Source organism: Arthrobacter sp. P1_B4, from assembly GCF_056406555.1.
Genome location: NZ_JBFTZW010000028.1, coordinates 1 through 21617 on the forward strand (window position 1 = coordinate 1; position 21617 = coordinate 21617).

The 21617-nt window shown below is 66.7% G+C and carries 18 protein-coding genes; 11 read left to right on the plus strand and 7 right to left on the minus strand.

The genetic code is table 11. From position 1 onward, the window contains the following. Positions 1-160: 160 nt before the first annotated feature. The 4 genes from AC1D1W_RS11345 to AC1D1W_RS11360 form a co-directional block, all read right to left on the minus strand. Positions 161-1051: an NAD(P)-dependent oxidoreductase gene (locus AC1D1W_RS11345; RefSeq protein ID WP_476943727.1), complete on the minus strand. Its 891-nt coding sequence runs from the start codon at positions 1049-1051 to the stop codon at positions 161-163. Positions 1052-1068: 17 nt separating this feature from the next. Beyond that, positions 1069-2988 carry a TRAP transporter large permease gene (locus tag AC1D1W_RS11350; RefSeq protein WP_243180730.1) on the minus strand — a complete coding sequence of 640 codons (1920 nt, stop codon included), beginning with the start codon at positions 2986-2988 and terminating at the stop codon, positions 1069-1071. A gap of 80 nt (positions 2989-3068) precedes the next feature. Further along, positions 3069-4100: a DctP family TRAP transporter solute-binding subunit gene (locus AC1D1W_RS11355; protein WP_476943728.1), complete on the minus strand. Its 1032-nt coding sequence runs from the start codon at positions 4098-4100 to the stop codon at positions 3069-3071. A gap of 94 nt (positions 4101-4194) precedes the next feature. Then, the gene (locus tag AC1D1W_RS11360) at positions 4195-5547 is read right to left on the minus strand and encodes an NAD(P)H-dependent oxidoreductase (protein ID WP_243180723.1); all 1353 of its coding nucleotides are present in this window, start codon (positions 5545-5547) and stop codon (positions 4195-4197) included. A gap of 246 nt (positions 5548-5793) precedes the next feature. On the opposite strand from AC1D1W_RS11360, the gene AC1D1W_RS11365 reads away from it, so the two are divergent. The 3 genes from AC1D1W_RS11365 to AC1D1W_RS11375 are packed head-to-tail and all read left to right on the plus strand — an operon-like array spanning position 5794 to position 7682. Beyond that, a complete protein-coding gene (locus AC1D1W_RS11365) occupies positions 5794-6828 on the plus strand; it encodes a LacI family DNA-binding transcriptional regulator (protein WP_243180722.1) in 1035 nt (344 codons plus the stop codon). 9 nt (positions 6829-6837) lie between these two features. Then, on the plus strand, positions 6838-7149 hold the full coding sequence (locus AC1D1W_RS11370) for a putative quinol monooxygenase (protein ID WP_243180721.1): 312 nt from the start codon (positions 6838-6840) through the stop codon (positions 7147-7149). Continuing rightward, positions 7149-7682 carry a gluconokinase gene (locus tag AC1D1W_RS11375; protein ID WP_476943729.1) on the plus strand — a complete coding sequence of 178 codons (534 nt, stop codon included), beginning with the start codon at positions 7149-7151 and terminating at the stop codon, positions 7680-7682. The genes AC1D1W_RS11370 and AC1D1W_RS11375 overlap by 1 nt, the downstream gene beginning before the upstream one ends. Before the next feature lie 185 nt (positions 7683-7867). Here the strand turns inward: AC1D1W_RS11375 and AC1D1W_RS11380 are convergent, their stop codons facing one another. Continuing rightward, positions 7868-9895 carry an ABC transporter ATP-binding protein gene (locus tag AC1D1W_RS11380; RefSeq protein WP_476943730.1) on the minus strand — a complete coding sequence of 676 codons (2028 nt, stop codon included), beginning with the start codon at positions 9893-9895 and terminating at the stop codon, positions 7868-7870. Continuing rightward, positions 9892-11634 (minus strand): ABC transporter ATP-binding protein, encoded by a 1743-nt coding sequence (locus AC1D1W_RS11385; RefSeq protein ID WP_476943731.1) that lies wholly within the window; start codon positions 11632-11634, stop codon positions 9892-9894. Before AC1D1W_RS11385 ends, AC1D1W_RS11380 begins: the two co-directional genes overlap by 4 nt. Positions 11635-11833: 199 nt before the next feature. On the opposite strand from AC1D1W_RS11385, the gene AC1D1W_RS11390 reads away from it, so the two are divergent. Beyond that, a complete protein-coding gene (locus AC1D1W_RS11390) occupies positions 11834-12196 on the plus strand; it encodes a VOC family protein (protein WP_476943732.1) in 363 nt (120 codons plus the stop codon). Positions 12197-12284: 88 nt separating this feature from the next. Then, a complete protein-coding gene (locus AC1D1W_RS11395; protein WP_476943733.1) occupies positions 12285-12908 on the plus strand; it encodes a dihydrofolate reductase family protein in 624 nt (207 codons plus the stop codon). Positions 12909-12943: 35 nt separating this feature from the next. On the opposite strand, the gene AC1D1W_RS11400 is transcribed toward AC1D1W_RS11395, so the two are convergent. Further along, positions 12944-13864, minus strand: coding sequence for a 2-hydroxyacid dehydrogenase (locus tag AC1D1W_RS11400; protein ID WP_476943734.1), 921 nt, complete (start codon positions 13862-13864; stop codon positions 12944-12946). A 136-nt stretch (positions 13865-14000) separates the two neighbouring features. Here AC1D1W_RS11400 and AC1D1W_RS11405 point away from each other — a divergent pair, with 136 nt between their 5' ends. The 6 genes from AC1D1W_RS11405 to AC1D1W_RS11430 all read left to right on the plus strand — a co-directional run bounded on the left by AC1D1W_RS11405 (position 14001) and on the right by AC1D1W_RS11430 (position 21555). Further along, complete coding sequence (locus AC1D1W_RS11405; protein ID WP_476943735.1) at positions 14001-14933, plus strand: serine hydrolase; 933 nt, start codon at positions 14001-14003, stop codon at positions 14931-14933. Between the two features lie 463 nt (positions 14934-15396). Beyond that, entirely contained in the window at positions 15397-16062 is a 666-nt protein-coding gene (locus tag AC1D1W_RS11410) for a response regulator transcription factor (protein WP_223913445.1), read from the plus strand. Positions 16063-16097: 35 nt separating this feature from the next. After that, entirely contained in the window at positions 16098-17639 is a 1542-nt protein-coding gene (locus AC1D1W_RS11415) for a sensor histidine kinase (RefSeq protein WP_476943736.1), read from the plus strand. Positions 17640-17943: 304 nt separating this feature from the next. Then, on the plus strand, positions 17944-19176 hold the full coding sequence (locus AC1D1W_RS11420) for a glycosyltransferase family protein (protein WP_476943737.1): 1233 nt from the start codon (positions 17944-17946) through the stop codon (positions 19174-19176). Beyond that, complete coding sequence (locus AC1D1W_RS11425; RefSeq protein WP_476943738.1) at positions 19163-20383, plus strand: glycosyltransferase; 1221 nt, start codon at positions 19163-19165, stop codon at positions 20381-20383. The genes AC1D1W_RS11420 and AC1D1W_RS11425 overlap by 14 nt, the downstream gene beginning before the upstream one ends. Beyond that, complete coding sequence (locus tag AC1D1W_RS11430; RefSeq protein WP_243180697.1) at positions 20380-21555, plus strand: glycosyltransferase; 1176 nt, start codon at positions 20380-20382, stop codon at positions 21553-21555. Before AC1D1W_RS11425 ends, AC1D1W_RS11430 begins: the two co-directional genes overlap by 4 nt. Positions 21556-21617: the final 62 nt, after the last annotated feature.

Genomic DNA, 21617 nt, shown 5'->3' on the forward strand with positions numbered 1-21617 from the left:
GGCACCATTGGCCTCATGGGCACACCCATTTGGTCGGCGGCACCATTGGCCTCATGGGCACACCCATTTGGTCGGCTCCAGCGTCCCCATGGGTACGCCCCCGCCTGCCCCTTGAACAAGAGGCTTATCAAGGGAATAGCCTGGACTCCCGGTTTGCAGGCTAAGTGAGGATGGTCCGGTAGATACCCGTATGGTCCATGTCGCCGTCGCCGGCTTCGATCATGTTTTCGAACGCGCCTTCGAGGCACGTGGCTAATGGAAGTTTCAGTCCTTTACGCCCGGCAGTCTCGGTGATGAATCTGAGGTCCTTGAGCTGGTTCTTGGCTGATCCACCTCCCTCAAAGTCGGCGTCAATCCATCTCTGTCCCTTTTGCGCCAGCACTTCCGAATTTGCGAGACCGCCGGAAAGCACGGACTGCACTTTCTCGAGGTCCAAACCGGTGGTGCTTGCTAGGGCCATCGCCTCGGCAAGGGCCGTTACAGTGGCAGCCACAACGATCTGGTTGCATGCCTTCACGGTCGAGCCCGCACCGGTCTCGCCGAACCACACGAGCGTCGAGGCGTACAGTTCGAACACCGGCGTGATGCGGTCCACTGCGCCGCGGGGGCCGCCCACCATGATGCTCAGCCGACCCTCCTCCGCACCGATCGTGCCGCCGCTGAGCGGCGCGTCGATGACGGTCACCCCGTGGGTCCGCAAGCAGTCCTCGGCGAACTCCGCTACCGCCACCGGTGACACCGTCCCGTGAATCACGAGGATCGGACGCTCTATGCCGGCGGCCTTCCATCCCGCCAGCAGGCCGTCCTCACCGGGAAGCAGGGCCGCAACCTGAGGCAGGTCGGGCAACACGGTTAGCACAACCTCGCTGGCGGCACCGGCCGCGGAGGCCACGACCGTGCCGCCGCCAACCGCGTGGGCCTTTTCCGGCGTGCGGTTCCACAGGGTCAGGGGCACGCCGCCGGCGATGATGTTGCGGGCGATCGGGGCGCCCATGGGACCTGTCCCCAGCAACGACACTGATACGGGCAGTCCGTCGTAAGAAGCTTCCATTGTTCGCTGTCTCCTGGTTAGAAGGGGATGAGCCCGGCCAGGGCGGGGAGGAAGGTGCTGAACCAGGGAACCGCGGCCAGGACGAGGAGCCCGATGAATACTGCTATCAGGTACGGCCAGAAGTGCTTCAGGCTGTTTTCCACGGTTTCGCGGGCGGTGGCGCAGGCGACGTAGAAGCCGACGCCGGCCGGGGGTGCGAAGGAGCCGATACCCATGGCGATGATGAGCACCATGGCGTACTGCACCGGGTTGACGCCGAAGTCGGTGGCGATCGGCAGCAGCAGCGGGGCGAAGATGAGCACGGCGGGCAGGCCCTCGAGCAGCTGGCCCATGATGATGAGCAGGACGATGGTGAAGAGCATGAACAGGATCGGGGAGTCTCCGAGTCCGGACATCAGGTCGTGGATCTGCTGCGAGACGCCGGCGAGGGCGAGGGTCTGGGCCAGAGGCGAGGCTGCGGCGATGATGAAGAGCACCATGCCCGCCGTCGTCGTCGTTTCGCGCAGGGTGTCACCGAGGAGTTTCTTGCTGCCCCGCCGGTAGGCGGCGGCCAGCACGAACGCGTAGGCGACGGCCACCGAGGAGACTTCCGTCGGGGTCGCGAAGCCGCTCATGATGCCCACCACCATGCCGACCGGCAGGAGGAGGGTGGGCAGGGCGAAGAAGGTTGCCGAACCGCGGGTCCGCCAGGTGGCCTTGGGGCTGGCGACACCGCCCTGCTTGCGGGCCCTCAGGAAGACGAGCGCCATGACGACAAGGGCTAGGAACGCCGCCGGAACGAAGCCGGCCAGGAACAGGGTGGTGGTCGAGATGGTCGTGATGGAGCCGAGGATCAGCAGCACGATGCTCGGCGGGATGGTTTCACCCATGATGGCCGAGGCCGACAGGACCGCCACCACCTCGCCGCGCGGGTATTTGCGCTCTTCGAGCATGCCTCGCATGGTGGTGCCCACGGCCGCGACGTCGGCAACCTTGGATCCGGAAATGCCGGAGAAGATGTACATGGTGACCACCACCACCTGCAGAAGACCGCCGCGCAGGTGGCCGATGAGGGCGTCGACGAGCTTGGCCAGGGGCAGGGTGAGGCCGGCAGAGTTCATAACCGTGCCGGCGAGGATGAAGAACGGGATGGCCAGGAGCACGAACCCCTTGGCGCCCGAGGCCATGCCGATCGGGATGGCGCTGACATCGGAAATGCCGCCCAGGTAGAGGTAGATCCCCGAGGCCAGGGCCAGGACGAAGGCGATGGGGAGGCCAAGGAAGAGCAACAGGAACAGCACCGCGAGCACCACGCCCAGGAGGACGTTAGGGGACGCGTAGTAGAACAGGGGCGGGGCAAGCATGACGACGGCGACCATCGCCGCGGCGATGCCGGCGGCGGTCAGGACGGGCCGGCGTTCCTGCCGCCGGAGTTTGACGAGGGCGAACCATGCGATGAGCACCATGCCGACGGAGAATGGCATCGAGACCCAGAAGACGGGCAGTTGCAGGATGGGCGTCTTTTCTTCGATCTGCTGGGCCAGGGTCGGCACGAAGAGAGCAAATGCGCCTGCGCTCATGACAAAGACGAGCCAGTCGACCAGGGCGGCCAGGTAGGGCTTCCATGTTGCGGGCAGGCGCATGATGAGGGCCTGGACCGACATGTGCGCACCCTTGGGGTAGGCGATGGCTCCGCCGATGAAGGCGATGGTCAGGAGCGCGATTTCTGACACTTCCTGGGTCCAGAGCACTGAATCACCGGTGGCGACCCTGACCGCAATGTTCAGCAGGATGACGACGAGTTCGGCGAGGATCGCCGCGCCCACGGTCCATTCGAGGACCTTGTCGAGCCAGACGGCGCCGCTCCAGCCTGGCGGGACGTGACCGTGGTGCAGGATTTCTTCCGCGTCGGACGGAATGACCTCCTCGAGTTCCTCGGGAGCGAGCGTGTGTTTCATGTTCTTCCAGACTGTCGACGTTGAGAGCGGGACGTGGTGGGAGGGCCGGGGCGCCGCTGGCGCCCCGGCCCCGTGCGGGGTTACTTGGAGGCCGTGAAAGCGATGGCCTCGTCGAAGAACTCCTTGCCAATCAGCTGGGAGAACTGCGGGTAGAGGCTCTTGGACGTGGCCTTGAATTCCTCCAGGCCGGCGGCGCTGAGCTCGTTGACCGCCATGCCCTTGGCAGCGAGTTCATCCAGCTGCTTCTTGGACTGCTCTTCGTCGTAGCCGGTCTTGAACGTTGCCGTTTCGGCCGACGCGTCGGTGAGGGCTTTCTTCTGGGCCTCGGAAAGTCCTTCCCACTTCTTCGACGACAGGGCGAGCACCCATGCGTCGTTGATGTGGTTGGTCAGTGACACATATTTCTGCACCTCGGAGAACTTATTGGTCCACGGCACCTCGATCGGGTTTTCCTGGCCGTTAATCGTTCCGGTCTGCAGGCCCGTGAAGACCTCGGAGAAGGCCATGGTGGTCGGGCTTGCTCCCAGCTTCCCGAAGAAGTCGGTCCAGAGCGGGTTGCCGGGGACACGGATCTTGAGGCCCTTGAGGTCCGCAGGCTCCTCTATGGGGCGCACCGAGTTGGTGATCTCGCGGCCGGTCCGGGTGAGGAAGGACAACGCTACGGTGTCCTTGGATGCGAGCTTTTCCTTCAGCACCTGGCCCGGCTTTCCTGCCAGGAACGCAGCTTCCTCGGTGGTGTCCTTGAAGAGGTAGGGGATGCTGATGCCGTTCATTTCCGGCACCACGGAGGCGTACACGGAGGTCGAGAGGATGAGGGCATCGAGTGAGCCGCCCTGCAGGCGGGTGACGGCGGCGTTCTGGTCCCCGCTGAAGCTCGTTCCGTTCGGAACCACCGTGACAATCACCGACCCGTTGGAGGATTTCTGGACTTCATCGGCGAAGTGTTGGGCGGAAACGCCCACGGACGAGGTGAGCGGATCCGGAATGGAAAGCTGGATTTTCGCCGGTGCGCCGCCGGAGGAGCCGGGCGCTCCGGAGGCGCAACCGGCGAGGAGCGTGGCGGCCAGGGTGCAGGCCAGCACACCGGTGAGGGCGCGGGTTTTGGATTTCATGTGATGCCTTTCTTCGTTGGAAGGAGTCTGGTTCCGGAGGCGTGAACGACATCGAATGAAGTTCATGGCCGCGCCCGGTTTAGTGCGGGGAGCGTTAGGCACTGAGGGCGGGTTCCGTCACGAGTGCTTCGGTTTCGCGGCGCAGTTCAAGGGCCTGGGCCAGGGAGTCGTCAATAATGACGTCGTCCCAGCCGACGATCTCGCCCTTGGCGACGTCGTTGCGCAGTTCCACGTGGTGGGCCAGCGCCACCGGGAGGGCCCCGGTTGCGACTGAGTGCCTGGCCGACACGAGCTTGCCCCAGACCGTGTATCCGCCTTCGCCGTCGAGGAATTCACCGGCTTTGAGGTCCTTCTTGGCCGTCGCGACGACGTCACCGAAGAAACCGACGGGCGAGCCGGTGGAGATCCCCCGGAGGGCGGCGTTGGCGATGGAGACGTTCAGCTCCAGGCCCACGTAGTGGTACGGGCGGTACAGGGCGGCGTACTGGCCGGTGGGGTCCGGGTGCCACGGGTACTCGTTGAAGCAGCCGGAAACGTAGTCGTTCGTGGCCTTGACGACGACGAAGACGCCTTCCTGGGTGTTGTGAGGGATCCAGGAACCGTCGCGGTTGACGCTGGACATGACGTCGACCGTGCCTTCGTGGGCGAGGGCTCCCCCGACGTCGGCGGGCCGGCAGATCGTGGCGATTTCCTCGACATCCCCCGGTGTGAACGACAGCCCGGCGTCAGAAGGTACCAGTCCGGCGCCGTTGGCGACGGCGGCCATCTCGATGGAAGCCTTCGTGCCGTCACGGAACGAGGTGTGCATGTTGGGGTTCAGCTGCCCCGAGTCGGTGAGTTCCTTGGAGAACTCCCAGTTCTCCCAGACGTTGTCCGGGTTCATCTCGTGATAGTGCTCAAGGTACTTCGCGCCCTTGCCGGCACAGACAACGTCGAAACCACTGGTGCGTGCCCAGTCCACGAGTTCCATGATGAGGGCCGGCTGGTCGCCATAAGCCATCGAGTAGACAACACCGGCGGCTTCCGCACGCTTGGCCAGGGCGGGACCTGCCAGGGCGTCGGCCTCAACGGTGACCATGATGATGTGCTTCTTCGTTTCAATGGCACGCAGTGCATGCTTCACACCCACAATGGGGTTGCCCGTCGCTTCCACGATGACGTCGATGTCGACATCAAAGAGCTCGTCCGCGTTGGCCACGATCGTCGTGGAGCGTTCCCTGAGGGCGGTGGCGATGTCCGGAGCGATCTGGTCCGTGGGCCAGCCGACGAGTGCGAAGGCGCCTTCCGCGCGTTTGACGTTGATGTCCGCGATGGCGACGACGTGGATGCCGGGGATGTTGTTGGCCTGGGCCAGGTACATGGTGCCGTAGCGGCCCGCGCCGATGAGGCCAACGCGGATGGGGCGGCCTTCTTGCTCGCGGTCGCTAAGAAGTTTGTGCAGGTTCATGGGGATCTCTCTGGTTGACATATCGCGTCGGAGAGGCCGCCACCTTAGAGGCGAGCAACTTCTTCGTCACAACGGGAGTTTTTGGGACCGGAGTGGAACCGGTTCCACTTTTGTACCATTTGGTGTTAGGCTGTGTCAACGGTCACACCGGAACGCAATCGAAGGTTCCTCAGGCACGCATCCCAGGGCAGACGAACAGCTCGTGGTGATCAGCTGCCGAGACAGGACCCTCAACGAGGAGGAGAAGTGAAGAAGGCATCAACTATTCGCGATGTCGCGTCCGCGGCCGGCGTTTCAGTCTCTGTCGTGTCCCGGGTCCTGAACCCTGACTCGGGCCCCGTCGCGCCGGCCAAGCGCGAAACCGTGTTGAGGGTCATCGATGAACTCGGGTACCGGCCCCGGGCCGCCGCCCGTGAACTCAGCATCGGCCATACCCCCACTATTGGCCTGGTGGTAGCAGACCTGGCAAACCCCTTTTTTGCGCAGCTAGCCGACCGCGTCGTCTGGGAGGCCCGTAGCCACGGAGTGCAAGTGATGGTGATGACCACCCAGGAAGACCCCCACCTCGAAGCCGACAGCCTGGATACACTCCTCGACCGTTCCGTGGGAGGCGTCATTGCCACGCCCACCGGATCAAACATTGAAAAGTGGGCGCGCCTCCAGTCTCTGGGTGTGAATGTAGTCTTCGTCGACCGCAGCATTCCGGAACTCGCGGACGTCGACCTAGTGAGCATCGAAAACGTAGATTCGGCCCGACGCGCCACCGAACACATGCTCGGTCTCGGACACACGCGTATTGGCCTGATCTCTGGGCCCGTCAGCACCTCGACGGGTCGGTCCAGGATCGAGGGCTACAAGAGCGCGCACAACAACTTTTCGATAAGTGTCGACCCCCAGCTGATCCGGGATGTACCGTTTCGGGGAGACGGCGGGGGCGATGCAGCCGGGTCTCTTCTCGCTCTGCCAGACCGTCCGACCGGGCTCATTGTGGCCAACACCGCCCAGGTTCAGAGCTCCGTTCGACGCCTCGTCCAGATCGGCGTGCGGATACCCGACGAGCTCTCGGTCATAGTCTTTGACGACAATCCCTGGACGGAACTGACCAGCCCGCCATTGAGCGTAATCCGTCAGCCGATCGACATGCTCGCGGTGCACTCCCTGGAGCTGGTCCTGGGAAGGATGCAGGGCCGGCTCCCTCCAGCCCCCCGAACGATTGAAGTTAAGGCCGACTTCGTCCCACGCAGCAGCTGCTCACCCCTCACTCTCTCCCCCATCAGCTAAGGAAATCCCATGACCGTCATTGTTACCGCCGTTTTCACACCCAAAGAAGGGGCCTTGAGCGCGGTAGCTGCCGCCCTTTCCCCCGCAATCGCCGAAGTGCACCAGGAACCTGGATGCCTGCTGTACTCCATCCACGAAGCGCCTAACGGCCAGATCGTCATGATTGAAAAGTGGGAAACCGCAGAACTGCTCGACGCCCACGGTGAGGGAGAGGCCGTCAAACGCCTCAATGCCTCGCTCGACGGCCTCCTTCAGGAACCTGTCGAAGTTACCCGGCTCTCACCGATTCCCGCGGGGACCGAGCACCAAGGGACGCTGTAATGAAACCCGTCCTTGTCGTGATGGGCGTGTCAGGAGCAGGAAAATCCACCGTCGGGGCAGCGCTGGCCCAACGCACGGGCGCCACTTTCGTCGATTCCGACTCCCTGCACCCGCAGGAAAATGTGCAGAAAATGGCCGCCGGCAACCCCCTGGATGACCAGGACCGATGGCCTTGGCTTGGACTTGTAGGCGCCGAACTGGCGTCCATCCACCCGGAGGGGATCATCGTGGCGTGTTCGGCACTAAAACGAGCCTACCGAGACGCCATCAGGGCCAAAGCACCCGGAACCGTGTTCATTCAACTCAGCGTCGAGCTGCCCGTCCTGCAGAACCGAGTGGCCCAACGCCCCGGACACTTCATGCCGCCTTCCCTCCTCCAATCCCAGCTGGAAACACTGGAACCCCTACAAGCAGACGAAGCCGGACTCACCGGACCCACCCACGACGGCATCGAGGCAATGGCCAACCGGATCCTCGCTCAACTTCCAACAACCGCCGCGGCTTCCGCAAAGGAGGTCTCACCTGCGGACTAAATGAAGACTCGCTGAGTCCCGCCCGACTATCCCCAGATTGTCAAGACGATGACCTGGTCGGGCCACCTAACTGTCTCCTGAGGTCCCGCGGGCCCCCGCCGATAGTGGATATTACGTAAAGTTGATTGCGCGCAAAAACGCTGAGCGTCTCCGTCTCGAGACCGACAGACGAATTGTTGTTTTCTCTAGACCTCCGCCACAGGCGCCGCGAACTGCGCCGCGTACAGCGCGGCGTACGCGCCGCCCGCCTCCAGCAGCGAAGCATGGTTCCCCTGCTCCACGATCTGGCCGGCCTCCATCACCAGGATGAGGTCGGCGTCGCGGATGGTGGAGAGCCGGTGGGCAATGACAAACGAAGTCCGGTCCGAGCGCAGCGCGCTCATCGCCTTCTGCACCAGCACTTCAGTCCGCGTATCCACGGAAGAAGTCGCCTCGTCCAGGATCAGCACGGACGGCCGGGCCAGGAACGCCCGGGCGATGGTGAGCAGCTGCTTCTCGCCGGCGGACACATTGCCGCCTTCGTCGTCGAGCACGGTGTCGTAGCCCTCAGGTAGGGACCGGACGAACCGGTCCACGTACGTCGCCTTCGCGGCCTCCAGGATTTCGTCCTCCGAAGCGCCGGGCCGGCCGTAGGCGATGTTGTCCCGGATGGTCCCGCCGAACAGCCAGGTGTCCTGCAGCACCATGCCCATCCGCGAGCGCAGCTCATCCCGGGTCATCGCGGTGACGTCCACGCCGTCCAGCGTGATCCGGCCGGCGTCGAGCTCGTAGAAGCGCATCATCAGGTTCACCAGGGTGGTCTTGCCCGCACCCGTCGGGCCCACAATGGCCACCGTCTGCCCCGGCTCCGCCACCAGGCTGAGGGAGGAAATCAGCGGCTTGTCCGGCGAATAGGAGAAGGAAACGTCCTCGAACACCAGCCGCCCCCGGCCACCAGTAGGCGCCTCGGACGGCGAAGGATCGGGCGACTGCTCGTCCGTGTCCAGCAGCTCGAACACCCGCTCGGCCGAGGCCACGCCGGACTGCAGCAGGTTCGCCATGGACCCCAACTGGGCCAGCGGCTGGGTGAACTGCCGTGAGTACTGGATGAACGCCTGCACATCGCCCAGCTGCATCGCCCCGGAGGCCACCTGCAGGCCGCCCACCACGGCGATCCCCACGTAGACCAGGTTCCCGATGAACGTCATGGCCGGCATGATCAGGCCGGAAATGAACTGCGCGCCGAAGCTCGCCTGGTACAGCTCCGCGTTCTTCTGCCGGAACCGCTCCTCCACCTCGCGCTGCCGGCCGAACACCTTCACCAGGGCATGCCCGGTGTAGGTTTCCTCGATCTGCCCGTTCAGCTCGCCGGTATGCCGCCACTGGGCCACGAACAGCTTCTGGGAGCGCTTGGCGATCACCGCCGTCGTCACCAGGGTCAGCGGAATGGTCACCAGCGCAATCAGCGCCAGCGTGGGCGAGAGCAGGACCATCATCACCAGCACCCCGGCCACGGTCAGCACCGAGGTCACGGCCTGGCTGATGGACTGCTGCAGGCTCTGGGAGAGGTTGTCGACGTCGTTGGTCACCCGGCTGAGCAGCTCGCCGCGCTGCACGGAATCGAAGTAGCGCAGCGGCAGCAGGTTGATCTTCGCCTCTATCCGTTCCCGTAGCCGGAAGACCGTGCGCTGCACGACGCCGTTGAGGATGTACGCCTGCATCCAGCCGAACACCGACGCCAGCACGTACAGCACCAGCGCCCACAGCAGCACGGTGGCCAGCGCGGTGAAGTCGATCCCGGCGCCCGGGGTCAGCGTCATGGCGCCGAGCATGTCCGCCTGCTGGGTCTGCCCGGCGGCGCGCATCTGGGCGAGCACCTGGTCCTGGGTCTCCCCGGGCGGCAGCTGCTTGGACACGACGCCGGCGAAGATCAGGTTAGTGCCCTCGCCCAGGAGCCGGGGTCCGATCACCGAGAACGTCACCCCGACGACGGCGAGCACCAGGACCAGCGTCAGCCACAGCCGTTCGGGCCGCAGCTCCCCCAGCAGCCGCCGGGCAGACGGTCCGAAGTTCATGGCCTTCTCGGCCGGGATGTTCATCCCGGCAAACGGGCCGCCCGCCGGACGGGGAATCCGCATGGGGGTTTTCGCCGCGGGAGCCCCGGCGGCCCCGGGGGCCCCGGCGGCAGGAGCGGCGGCGGGGGCCGGCGTCGGCGCCTTGTCGGTGCGGCTCATGCTGCCTCCTCCGCTGCGAGCTGGGAGTTCACAATCTCCCGGTAGGTCTCCGAGGCTTCCAGCAGATCTTCGTGCGTGCCGTGCGCGACGATCCTGCCGCGTTCGAGCACCAGGATCTGGTCCGCGTCCACAATGCTGGAGACCCGCTGGGCGATGATCACCATGGTGGCCCCGGCGGTGTGCTGCTTGAGTGCCTGCCGCAGCCGGGCGTCCGTGGCGGTGTCCAGCGAGGAGAAGGAGTCGTCAAAGATGTACAGCTCGGGCTGTTTCACCAGCGCCCGGGCGATCGCGAGCCGCTGCCGCTGGCCGCCGGAGACGTTGGTGCCGCCCTGCGAGATCGGTGCATCCAGCCCGCCCTCCAGATCCTCCACAAAATCCTGCGCCTGGGCAATCCTCAGGGCCCGCCAGAGCTCGTCCTCGGTGGCGTCCGGCTTGCCGTAGAGCAGGTTGCTGCGCACCGTGCCGGAGAACAGGTAGGGCTTTTGCGGGACCAGGCCGATGTGCCCCCACAGCAGGTCCGGGTGCAGCTCGCGGACGTCCACGCCGTCAATTCGGACCGAACCGGAGGTCGCGTCGAAGAGCCGCGGCATCAGGTTCACCAGGGTGGTCTTGCCGGAGCCGGTGCTGCCGATGATCGCCGTCGTCTGCCCCGCGCGGGCGGTGAAGTTCACGTCCGACAGCACCGGCTGCTCGGCACCCGGGTAGGCGAACCCGACGTCGCGCATCTCCAGCTCGCCACGGGCTGCCCGCCCGGCCGCGCGCGAAACCGGGCGCAGCGGCGGCCGGACGCTGGATTCGGTCCCGAGGACCTCGCCGATCCGGTCCCCCGAGACGGCGGCGCGCGGGATCATGATCGCCATGAACGTGGCCATCATTACGGACATCAGGATCTGCATCAGGTAGCTCAGGAACGCGATCATGGTGCCCACCTGCATGGAGCCGTCCTCGATCCGGAACGCGCCGAACCAGATCACGGCTGTGCTGGAGACGTTGAGGACCAACATCACGGTGGGGAACGCGAGAGCCATGAGCCTGCCGGCGCGCAGCGCAGTGTCCGTGACGTCCTCGTTGGCGCGGGCAAAGCGGGCCGTCTCCACGTCCTCCCGGACGAAGGCCCGCACCACGCGGATGCCGGTGAGCTGTTCGCGCAGCACCCGGTTGACGGTGTCGATCCGGGCCTGCATCACCCGGAACAGCGGCACCATCCGCAAGATGATGGAACCCACCGCGGCCAGCAGCACGGGGACGCTGACGGCGATCAGCCAGGACAGCTGCAGGTCCTGCCGGATGGCCATGATCACCCCGCCGATGCAGAGCATGGGCGCCGTAACCATGAGCGTGGCGGACATCAGGACCAGCTGCTGGACCTGCTGGACGTCGTTGGTGGAGCGGGTGATGAGGCTGGGCGGGCCGAACCGGGTGACTTCCTGCTCGGAGAAAGCGGCGACCCGGCTGAAGATAGCACCCCGGACGTCCCGGCCCAGCGCCATCGCGGCCTTCGCCCCGAAGTACACGGCCACGACGGTGCAGATGACCTGCAGCAGCGTGACCGCCAGCATCAGGCCGCCGACGCGCAGGATGTAGTCCGTGTCCCCCGTCGCCACGCCCTGATCGATGATGTCCGCGTTCAAGGTGGGCAGGTACAGCGAGGCAATGGACGCCGCCAGCTGGAAGACGACGACGGCGAGCAACAGCCGCCGCTGCGGCCTCAGGTATTCGACGAGCAGTTTCCAGAGCATCCGGTCTCCACTTCACGCGTCACAGGCACTTGTGTGGGTCAGTTTACGTCCGGCCGCCGGGAGATAGCTGGGTTCCTCTCAGGGCGAATCGGGGGCGGGCCTGCGGCGATGTTCAAATGCGCGGTTTGCTTGCCGGGCTGGACTGCTTGCCGGGCTGGACTGCTTGCCGGGCCTGCGGCCCGGGTGTAGCTTGAGGCGGATGCTGCGCATTGGCTCAATCGTCATCCGGGTGGACAACCTCGAACGCCAGATGAATTTCTGGCAGGCAGCCCTGGGTTACGAGCAGCGGTACGAGCCCGACGGCGACTTCGTGATCCTGCAGCCGCCGGGCGGCGTGGGCACCTGTGTCTCCCTGGACCGCGTCCCCGCGGCCGTCCAGATTCCCCCGCGACTGCACCTGGACCTCTACACGGACACCCAGGACGCCGAGGTGCAGCGCCTCCTGGCCCTGGGCGCCACCCGGATCGAATGGAGCAAGCGGCCCTCGGACGCCGACTACGTGATCCTGGCCGATCCGGAGGGCAACAGGTTCTGCGTGGTGGACACCGCCGGGAGCCGCTGATACCTGTTGCTTCGCAGGGGAACGGTGTGCCAGCCTCGAAGTGATCCCGTCGCCGCGGCGACGACGGGCGACGGAGAAGGAGCACGGCATGGGACTCATCCATATCGACCTGTTCACCACTCTCGACGGCGTTGCGCAGGCGCCCGGCGGGCCCGACGAGGACCCTGCCGACGGCTTCGCGTTTGGCGGCTGGCAGGCACCCCTCATCGACGAGGTCGTCGGCGAGCAGGTCGTCTCCGGGATGGAAGGGATGGACGCGCTTCTGCTCGGACGCCGGACCTACGACATTTTCGCCGCCTACTGGCCGCACGCCAACGGTGACATCGCACGGCTGTTCAACCGCATCCCGAAATATGTGGCCTCGCGCCAGTCGCCGGCCCTCGAATGGGCCGACTCCACGCTCCTCGGTCCTGATACCGTCGCCGCCGTACGCGAACTGCGCGACCGGCACGAGCACATCCACGTGATCGGCAGCCTCGACTTCGTGCAGACCCTGTTTGCCGAGCGGCTCTTCGACCGACTTACGCTCTGGGTATATCCGATCCTCCTCGGCGGTGGAAAGAAGGTCTTCGCGGACGGGGTAGTTCCGACGAACCTCAGGCTCATCGAGCCGGTCGTCGCCTCACAGAAGGGCGCGGTGCAGCAGCGCTACGCGCTCGCCGACGGCACACCTGGCGTCGGCGATATGTCGGCCGTGACCCAGGAGGGCTAAAGCGACACGCCCGGGCCGGGGCCCGTGCCGCCCAACTAGCCGTTCAACACCACATTCACCGGCGGCTCGCCCGCCAGCATGATCTCGATCTGCCGCTGCAGCAGCCGGCCCATCCGCGGGCGCATCGCCGAGCTCGCGCCACCCACGTGCGGGCTGATGATGACGCCCGGGGTCCGCCAGAGCGGGTGGTCCTGCGGCAGGGGTTCGGGATCAGTGACGTCCAGCGCGGCGCGGATCCGGCCGGAGGCGGTGTGCCGGACCACGGCCTCCGTGTCCGCCACCGGGCCGCGGGCCACGTTCACCACCAGGGCGCCGTCCGGCATGGCCGCGAGGAAGGCGTCATCAATCAGGTGCCGGGTGGAGTCGCTGAGCGGAACCCCCACCACCACGATGTCGTGCTCCGGCAGGAGCGTGTGCAGCTCCGCGATGCCGTGGATCCGTCCGCGGTCATCCGTCCGTTCGGTGCTGGCCACCCGGGTCACGGTGGTCTCGAATGGAAGCAGCCGGTCCTCGATCGCCTTGCCCACCCCGCCGTAGCCAACAATCAGGACACGGCGGTCGGCCAGGCTGGCCGTGGGCCGGGCATCCCACCGGCCGTCCTGCTGGTTCTGGATCAGGCGGGGCAGCTCGCGCTGGCTGGCGAGGATCAGGGCGAGCGCCAGCTCCGCGGTGGAGGTCTCGTGCACGCCGGACGCGTTGGCGAAGACCCGCCCGGCCGGCAGGAACTCCGCCACGCCGTCGTACCCGATCGATTGGCTCTGCACCAGGGCCGTGTCCACCGCTGCCAGGCTCCGCAGGACCGCCGGCCCGCCCATGTACGGCGGGACCACGATGTCGATCCGCGGCAGGGGCGGCTCACCGGCGAGGTCCCACTCCAGGACAGTGACGTCCGGGTGCGGCTGAAGGTACTCACGCAACGCGGCGTCCGGCAGGCTGACAGTAATTTTCCGGGTCATGAATGCCAGCGTAGTGGACCCGCATCTGGGATTTTTGTCCCACTTGGGCCGCGCCCCGCGCGCTCCGTGGACTTCACCCCCGGCCCGGCCTAACGTCGGAGGCACCACCCAGTCGAGTCCGGAAAGGCCCACGCACATGACGAATCCGGGCCCCCGGCCGGCCGCTCCCACCCACCGCAGGAACGTGGTGCTCGTCTGGGCCGCCGCCGTGCTGGTGCTGGCCGCCGTCGTGGTCCTCGGCGCGATCCGGACCGCACCCGGCAGTGATTCCCACACCCGTGACTTCCTGACCCGCGACTTCCTGACCGGTGACGTCCTGACCGTCGCCCAGCAGCAGGAGCCGGGCCCGGCGGAGACCGCACCGGCAGCCCCCGCCGCCGCCGTCGACCTTCCCGCCGAGATGCAGCGGATCATCGGCGCGCACCCCGATCACCGGATCGGCGTCGCCGTGCTGGACACCCGCGACGGCCAGCTGCAGAGCTACGGCGACGTGGCACCGTACACGGCGGCGAGCACCGCGAAGGTCCTGACGGCCGCCGCCTACTACCACCTCGTGGAAACCGGCGATAAGTCACTCGATGCTCCCCTGGGCGCGTTCAATGCCGCGTTCCAGCTCAAAGCCATGATCAACACCAGCAGCGACGACTCATGGCTCCTGCTGATGCGGGACATCGGCTACCCCAACCTCACCGCCTACGCCGCCACCCACGGCATCACCTACGATCCCGAGCAAAACCTGGTGGCCCCGCCGGACATGGCGCGGCTCCTGGCGCAGCTCACCACGGGCAAGCTGCTCAACGCCGATCACACCGCGGAGCTGCTCGGCTACATGCAGCACACCAATGACGAGGACCTCGTCCCGGCCGCCGTTGCGCCCGGCATCACGGTCCACCACAAGTACGGCGTGGTGCAGGGCTACGTCCACGACGCCGCCCTGCTCAGCGCCGGGGACCGCTCCTACGCGGTGGTCATCTATACGTGGGGCCCGGACGACGCCGACAGTGCGGACCGCCTGGACCTCATCCACGACCTGACTCGCCAGCTCACCGGCGCGCTTTTTGGGCGGTGATGGTGAGGTCCCTGTTAATAGCCTGAAAATCAACCGATCAAAGGTGGCGCAGGCTCCATTACGGGGGCAGGATGAAAGAAGCGGGAATAGTCTCAGCCGCAGCTGCCCGATGGAACCCCACGCCGTGGGGCCGTCCTCTGGAGGATCACCAGATGTCCATTCCTTCTGAATCAAGAACGTTCAGTCGCCCCGACGCAGGGGCCTCTTGTCCAGCGCGCGGTCCAGCACGTCCTGCCGCGCCGCCCTGACGGGTCCGCACCAGCTCAACCGCCGGCCCCACACAGCGGGGCACGGGTCCGGCCCGCACTCCGGGCTGATCGAGGCTGCTGGGGCCCCGGAATTCCTCCCAGTCACATGTAGGAGACGCCGCAGTATTGGAGCAGGCCTAGGATCCCGCGAAGAGGACCGTGCAGATGCGCGGCTAGGGGGGCCTTCCGGATCCGGGCTTTTCCAGGGAGTCACCTTGACCCGCATCCTTATTGCAGAAGACGAAGAACGCATCTCCCGCTTCATCGAAAAGGGCCTGCGCGCGGCTGGCTACGTGCCCACAGTGGTCGCCGACGGCGTCACGGCCGTGGACTACGCCTCCAGCGGCGAATTCGATCTCCTGCTTTTGGACATCGGGCTCCCCCGCCTGGACGGGTACGCCGTCCTCGCGGCACTGCGCCGCGGCCAGGTGGGCATCCCGGTCATCTTCCTCACGGCCCGCGGATCATCCAGCGACACCGTCGCAGCGCTGGAGGGCGGCGCCGACGACTACATCGTCAAGCCTTTCCACTTCGAGGAACTCGTGGCCCGCATCAAGGCCCGGATCCGCAAGTCGGACACCGGCGATGTGCTGGCGGGAAGCGTCATGCGCTACGGGCACCTGGAGCTGAACCTGCTCACCCACTCGGTCAGCGTCGACGGCAGGATGGTGGAACTCTCCGCCCGCGAATTCGCGTTGGTGGAAATGTTCCTGCTCCACCCCGGGCAGGTTCTGAGCCGGCAGCAGCTGCTCAGCCATGTCTGGGGCTACGACTTCGACGGCACGTCCAACGTGGTGGATGTGTACGTGCGTCAGTTGCGGATGAAACTCGGCGCGGACCGAATCCTCACCACCCGCGGCGCCGGGTACCGCCTCAGCTAGGCACAGCAAGCTGATCCGCGCAGGAAGGGAACAGAGTGGCCACCTCGGATGAACATCCCAGTGAAGACGGCCAGGCCGCGCCGGCGGTTGCCTTCCCTGAGGCGGAAACCCAGGACCCGTCCGGCTGGGGCGCAAAGTTCCACTCGGTGCGTTTCCGGGTGGTGGCCGCCATGCTGGGCATGATGCTCGCCGGAGTGGTCACGGCCGGGGTGGTCACGTTCGTGGTGCAGTTCCAGGAGGCTGACGCCAGGACAGACCAGGCGGTTCTGGACAAGGCCAACGCCGTGGTCAAGCTCGTCCAGACCAACAAAAAAACGTCCGGAGACTACGCTAACAGGAAGTACATCAGCGCACTTCACGAGGCCGCGGAGGATATCGAGCCGCGCAGCAACGAGGTCATGGCAGGGATAGTGGATGGGCATGTGGCATGGACCGTTGAGGGCAACGGGGACAGCAACCTCCTGAACAACAGCATGTTGGCCGATGCCGCCCAGCTCAGTAACCAGGCCGGCGCGTCCTTCGGCGAGCTGAACTCGGACGGCCGTCCGCTCAGAACAGTGGTGGTGCCCATGAAAGGCGCCCCCGGGACATTCTTCCTGGTCGGCCGGGACGCGGGCGACCAGCGCGAGCACAACGCCAGCTCGGTCCGGACGTATTCGCTGGTGGCCCTCGGCATGCTCCTGGCTGCCGCGGTGATTGGCAGCGTGGTTGCCGGCCGGCTGCTCGATCCGCTCCGCCGTATGCGCGAGACTTCCCGGGCGGTGGGTCCGGAGGACCTCACGCAGCGGGTCCAGGTGCGCAAGGGCGAGGACGACGTCACCCTGCTTGCCAAGACCTTCAACACCATGCTGGAAAGACTCGATGAGGGCGCCCAGCAACAGCAGCAGTTCCTGGACGACGCCGGCCATGAACTGCGGACCCCGCTGACCATTCTCCGCGGGCACCTCGAGCTCGTGACGGTCGATGATCCGGACGATGTCATTGCCACCAGGGACGTGCTGCTGGACGAGGTGGACCGGATGCAGCGCCTGGTGGACGACCTCCTGCTGCTCGCCAACTCCGGCGAGATCGGCTTCATCCAGCGTGAACCCGTCCGGGTCCCGGAACTCCTGGATCAGGTCATGGAGAAAGTGCACGTCCTGGCCGACCGGCACTGGCAGATCGATGAAAGAGCCGACTACGTGGTGGAGGCGGATCCGCAGCGCCTCACCCAGGCACTGGTCCAGCTCGCCGCGAACGCCGTCAAGTACACCGGTCCGTCCTCCACCATCGCGCTCGGCTCCCGGATTGAGCGCCCGACGGCGAACGACGGCACCTCGCTGCCCCCGCAGGACACCCTCGTGCTGTGGGTGCGCGATGACGGGATCGGCATCGCCACCGAGGACCAGAGGCGGATCTTCGAACGGTTCGGCCGGGCGCACACGGGCCGCGGCGTGGAGGGCTCGGGACTAGGCCTTGCCATTGTCGCGGCCATCGCCCAGGCGCATGGGGGCGTGGCCACGGTGGAATCCGAATTCGGCCACGGGGCCACTTTCCTGATCCGGATCCCCCTGCAGTCCTCCGGCGTCCGCGTCTGACCTGGCCCGCCGTCTTACCTTGCCCGCCGCCTTACCTTGCCCGCCGTCTGGCCTGGCCCGCACCTGCCGGTGTACGTGCCTAAGCGCGGCGCCGCAAACGCGGGCCCTTGGATGAGGAATCCTTAATCATCCCCTCATCCCATCCTCACTCTCGGGGCGCACGCTGGTGCATAACATCAGACAGCACCTGCCCGTACACAGTCGCGTTCGCGACCGTGTCCGGGGGCACCGGGGGCGGGGGAGGATTGTTGTGGAGCCATTGCGGATAGTGCTGTACTCGCATGATTCAGTGGGCCTGGGACATGTGCGTCGGAATCTAGCACTGGCCCACGCGCTGAACAATCAGCTTCCCGGCCTGATCGGCCGCCCCGTCACCGGAATCCTCATCACCGGCACAGCCCTCGCACCGGCGTTCCGGCTGCCCGAGGGCTGGGACTGGGTACTCCTTCCCGGTGTGGCGAAGGGTTCCGCGGGCTACCTGCCGCGGAATCTGACGTTGCCCATGGGGGAGCTCGTGCCATTGCGGGCCAGGCTGCTGCAGGCAACGCTGGCCGGTTTCTCCCCCCACCTCGTGGTGGTGGACCGGCACGCCACGGGCGTTCATGGCGAACTCGAAACAGCCTTGCGCCACGCCCGCACCGCCGGGCCCGTGCGCGTGGTGCTGGGCCTCCGAGAGGTCCTTGACTCGCCCGCCGCGGCCCTCGCCGAATGGGCCAGGGTGGGCGGTCCCCGCGTGGTGAAGGACCTGTTCGACGCCATTTGGGTCTACGGCGATCCCGCGGTCCATGATCCCGTAGCAGCCGGCGAAATACCGTTCGCCCTCCGAAAGCTCATCCGGTACACGGGCTACCTCGCCGAGGGGCGCCCTTCGGCCTCCGGCACCAGCTGCATGCCCGGGCGGTACTGCATGACGACGGTCGGCGGCGGTTCGGACGGCTATGCCCTGGCCCGCGTCGCCGTCGCCACGCCGGTCCCGGACGGGCTGGGACACCTCGTGGTCGCCGGGCCGCAGATGCCCGCCGAGCAGCTCAACGACCTCCGGCAGCGGGCCCGCCCCGGCGTCAAAGTGGTCGCCGCAGTCGATGACATCGTGTTCCACATCCGGCACGCCGGCGCAGTCGTGGCCATGGGCGGCTACAACACGGTGTGCGAAATCATGAGCACGCCTGTCCCGGCCCTGATCGTGCCCCGCACGCAGTCGCGCGCCGAGCAGCGGATCCGGGCCGCCTCCCTCGCCGCGGCCGGGTACCTGGAGCAACACGAGATTGGCACGCTGACGCCGGAGATCCTGGCGGCCTGGCTGGCCGCCCGGTTCGGCACCACCGTGGACCGCCGTCGTGCCGTGCTGGACGGCCTGATCCGGGTTCCGCAGCTGGCCGCCGAGCTGCTGCGGCCGCTGGCCACCACCGGGCTGGCCGATACCGAGCGGGACAGTGCCGATCAGGTCACCGCCGAACGGGCCAGTGCCGAACAATTCAACGCGGACGAAAGCGATGCCGCCGTGAGCGTGAAAGGTGCCAGCCGTGTCGCCGTTTGAACCGGGGACGGCGTACGTCCTGAAGATGTACCCGCGGTTCTCCGAAACGTTCATCGTTTCGGAGATCCTGGCCCGCGAGGCCGCCGGGGACCGGATCGAAATCTTCTCGCTCCGGCCCACCGACGACCCCCGGTTCCACCCCGAGCTCGCCCGGGTCCAGGCACCGGTGACGTACATTGACCGCCCCATCAAGACTGTGGCCCTGTGGGAGAGCCTCCGGATGGCCGACGCGGCCGGGCTCACAGCCGCCGTCGGCCGGAATTTGGGCGAACTCGCCGCCGCCTCGGCAGACGACGCCGTGCAGGCCATCAACCTGGCCACCGCGCTGCAGAACCGCAACATCCGGCACATGCACGTCCACTTCGCCTCGGGATCAACCACCGTGGCCCGGCTGACGTCCCTCATCACCGGCATCCCGTTCTCGTTCACCGCGCACGCGGTGGATATCTTCCATGAATCGGTCCAGGACGAGGACCTGCGGCTCAAGCTCGAGCAGGCCCACCACGCCGTGACCATCAGCCGGTACAACATGCGCTACCTGTGCCGCCGCTTCCCGTCCTCGACCGCCCGGCTCCATCTGGTGCGCAACGGCCTGGAGCTGGAGCGCTTCCCGTACCGGGAGCCCCGGCCGCTAGGAGCCACCCTCCGGATCGCCGCCGTCGGGCGCCTGGTGGAGAAAAAAGGCTTCCAGTATCTGTTGCCCGCGGCCGCCGAACTGCTGGACCAAGGGGTCAAACTGGACCTCCGGATCGCCGGGACCGGGCTCATGGCCGAGGAACTGGAGGCCGGCATCGGCGAGCTCCGGCTCGGCGGGTACGTCCGCCTCCTCGGCCCGCAGACCCAGGACCAGGTCCACGAGCTGCTCCACTCCTCCGATGTCTTCGTGGCACCCTGCGTGGTCGGCGCCGACGGCAACGCGGACGGCATGCCCACGGTCCTGCTCGAGGCCATGGCCACGGGCGTCCCCTGCGTCAGCACGTCCGTCACCGGGATCCCCGAAGTAGTCCGGAACGGCTCCACCGGGATCCTGGTCCGGCCGGGCAACCCGCACGCCCTGGCCCGCGGCATCTGCACGCTCGGCTCCCCGGCCACGGACAGGCTTGCCATGTCCCGCAACGCCCGCGCCCTGATCGAGGAGGACTACGACGTCCACCGCCAGGCCGAGCTCCTGAGGTCCCTCTCCCGTTCTGAAAGGAGAGTCGCATGACACGCGTGGCCTATCTCTGCGCCGACCCCGGCGTTCCTGTCTTCGGCACCAAGGGCTCCTCCGTCCATGTCCAGGAAATCGTCCGGGCGTGGCGTGGCACCGGCGCCGTCGTCACCGTCTACTGCACCCTGCTCGGCACCGAGCGGCCCAGCGATCTTGCCGATCTCGACGTCGTCGAAGTCAAGCCGGAATCCGTCCCCGCCTCGGCGCGGGAACGGGCGGTCCAGGACGCCGCGCTGGGCCTGGCGGACGAGGTCCTGCGCAACGGTTGCGGGCTGTTCTACGAGCGGTATTCGCTGTTTAGCCCGGCACTGTCGGTGGTGGCCCGCATCCTGGACGTGCCGTCCGTTCTTGAGGTCAATGCTCCGCTGATCGAGGAGCAGCAGCGGTACCGCCAGCTGCTCGATGTGAAGAAGGCTGAGACGGTGTTCCGCCGCAACGCCGCGACGGCCGACGTCGTGGCCTGCGTCTCGGATCCCGTGGTCCGCTGGGTGCGGGCGCGGGTGCCGACCGCCAGGACTGTGCTGGCGCCGAACGGAGTGAACGTCGAACGGATCACGGCCCGCCGCCCCGGCCGACGGAATCCGGACCACCTCACCGTCGGGTTCGTCGGAACCTTGAAGCCCTGGCACGGTGTCCCCGGCCTGCTGCACGGTGTCGCCCTGGCCAACCAGCAGACCGCCGACCCGGGCCTGCGCTGGCAGCTCCATGTGGTGGGTGACGGCCCCGGCCGGCAGGACCTCGAACGCCTCGCCGAATCCCTCGGCGTGCCGACGGTATTCTCAGGCGCCGTCGCGCCGGCTGCGGTGCCCGGCCTCCTGGCAGAATTCGACGCCGCCGCCGCTCCCTATCCCCCGGACGGACCTGGCCAGGACGATTACTTCTCGCCACTGAAGGTTTTTGAGTACATGGCGGCCGGGTTGCCTGTGATCGCGAGCGCCGTGGGCCAGATTCCGTCCATCATCCAGGACGGCCGCACCGGGATCCTCGTCCCGCCGGGGGACCCTGCCGCGCTCGCGGACGCCCTCCTCCGGCTCGGCCAAGACCCGAATTTGCGGGAAAGGCTGGGGCTCGAGGCCCGCAACGACGCCGTGCAGCGGTTCAGCTGGAGCGGGGTGCTGTCCCGGATCACCGGGGCGCTGCCGCCTGCACGCAGACTGGCCAGGCAATGACCACCACTGCCAGACATTCGCACCCCCGCAGCTGGCGGACCTTGTGGCGACGGACCCGCACC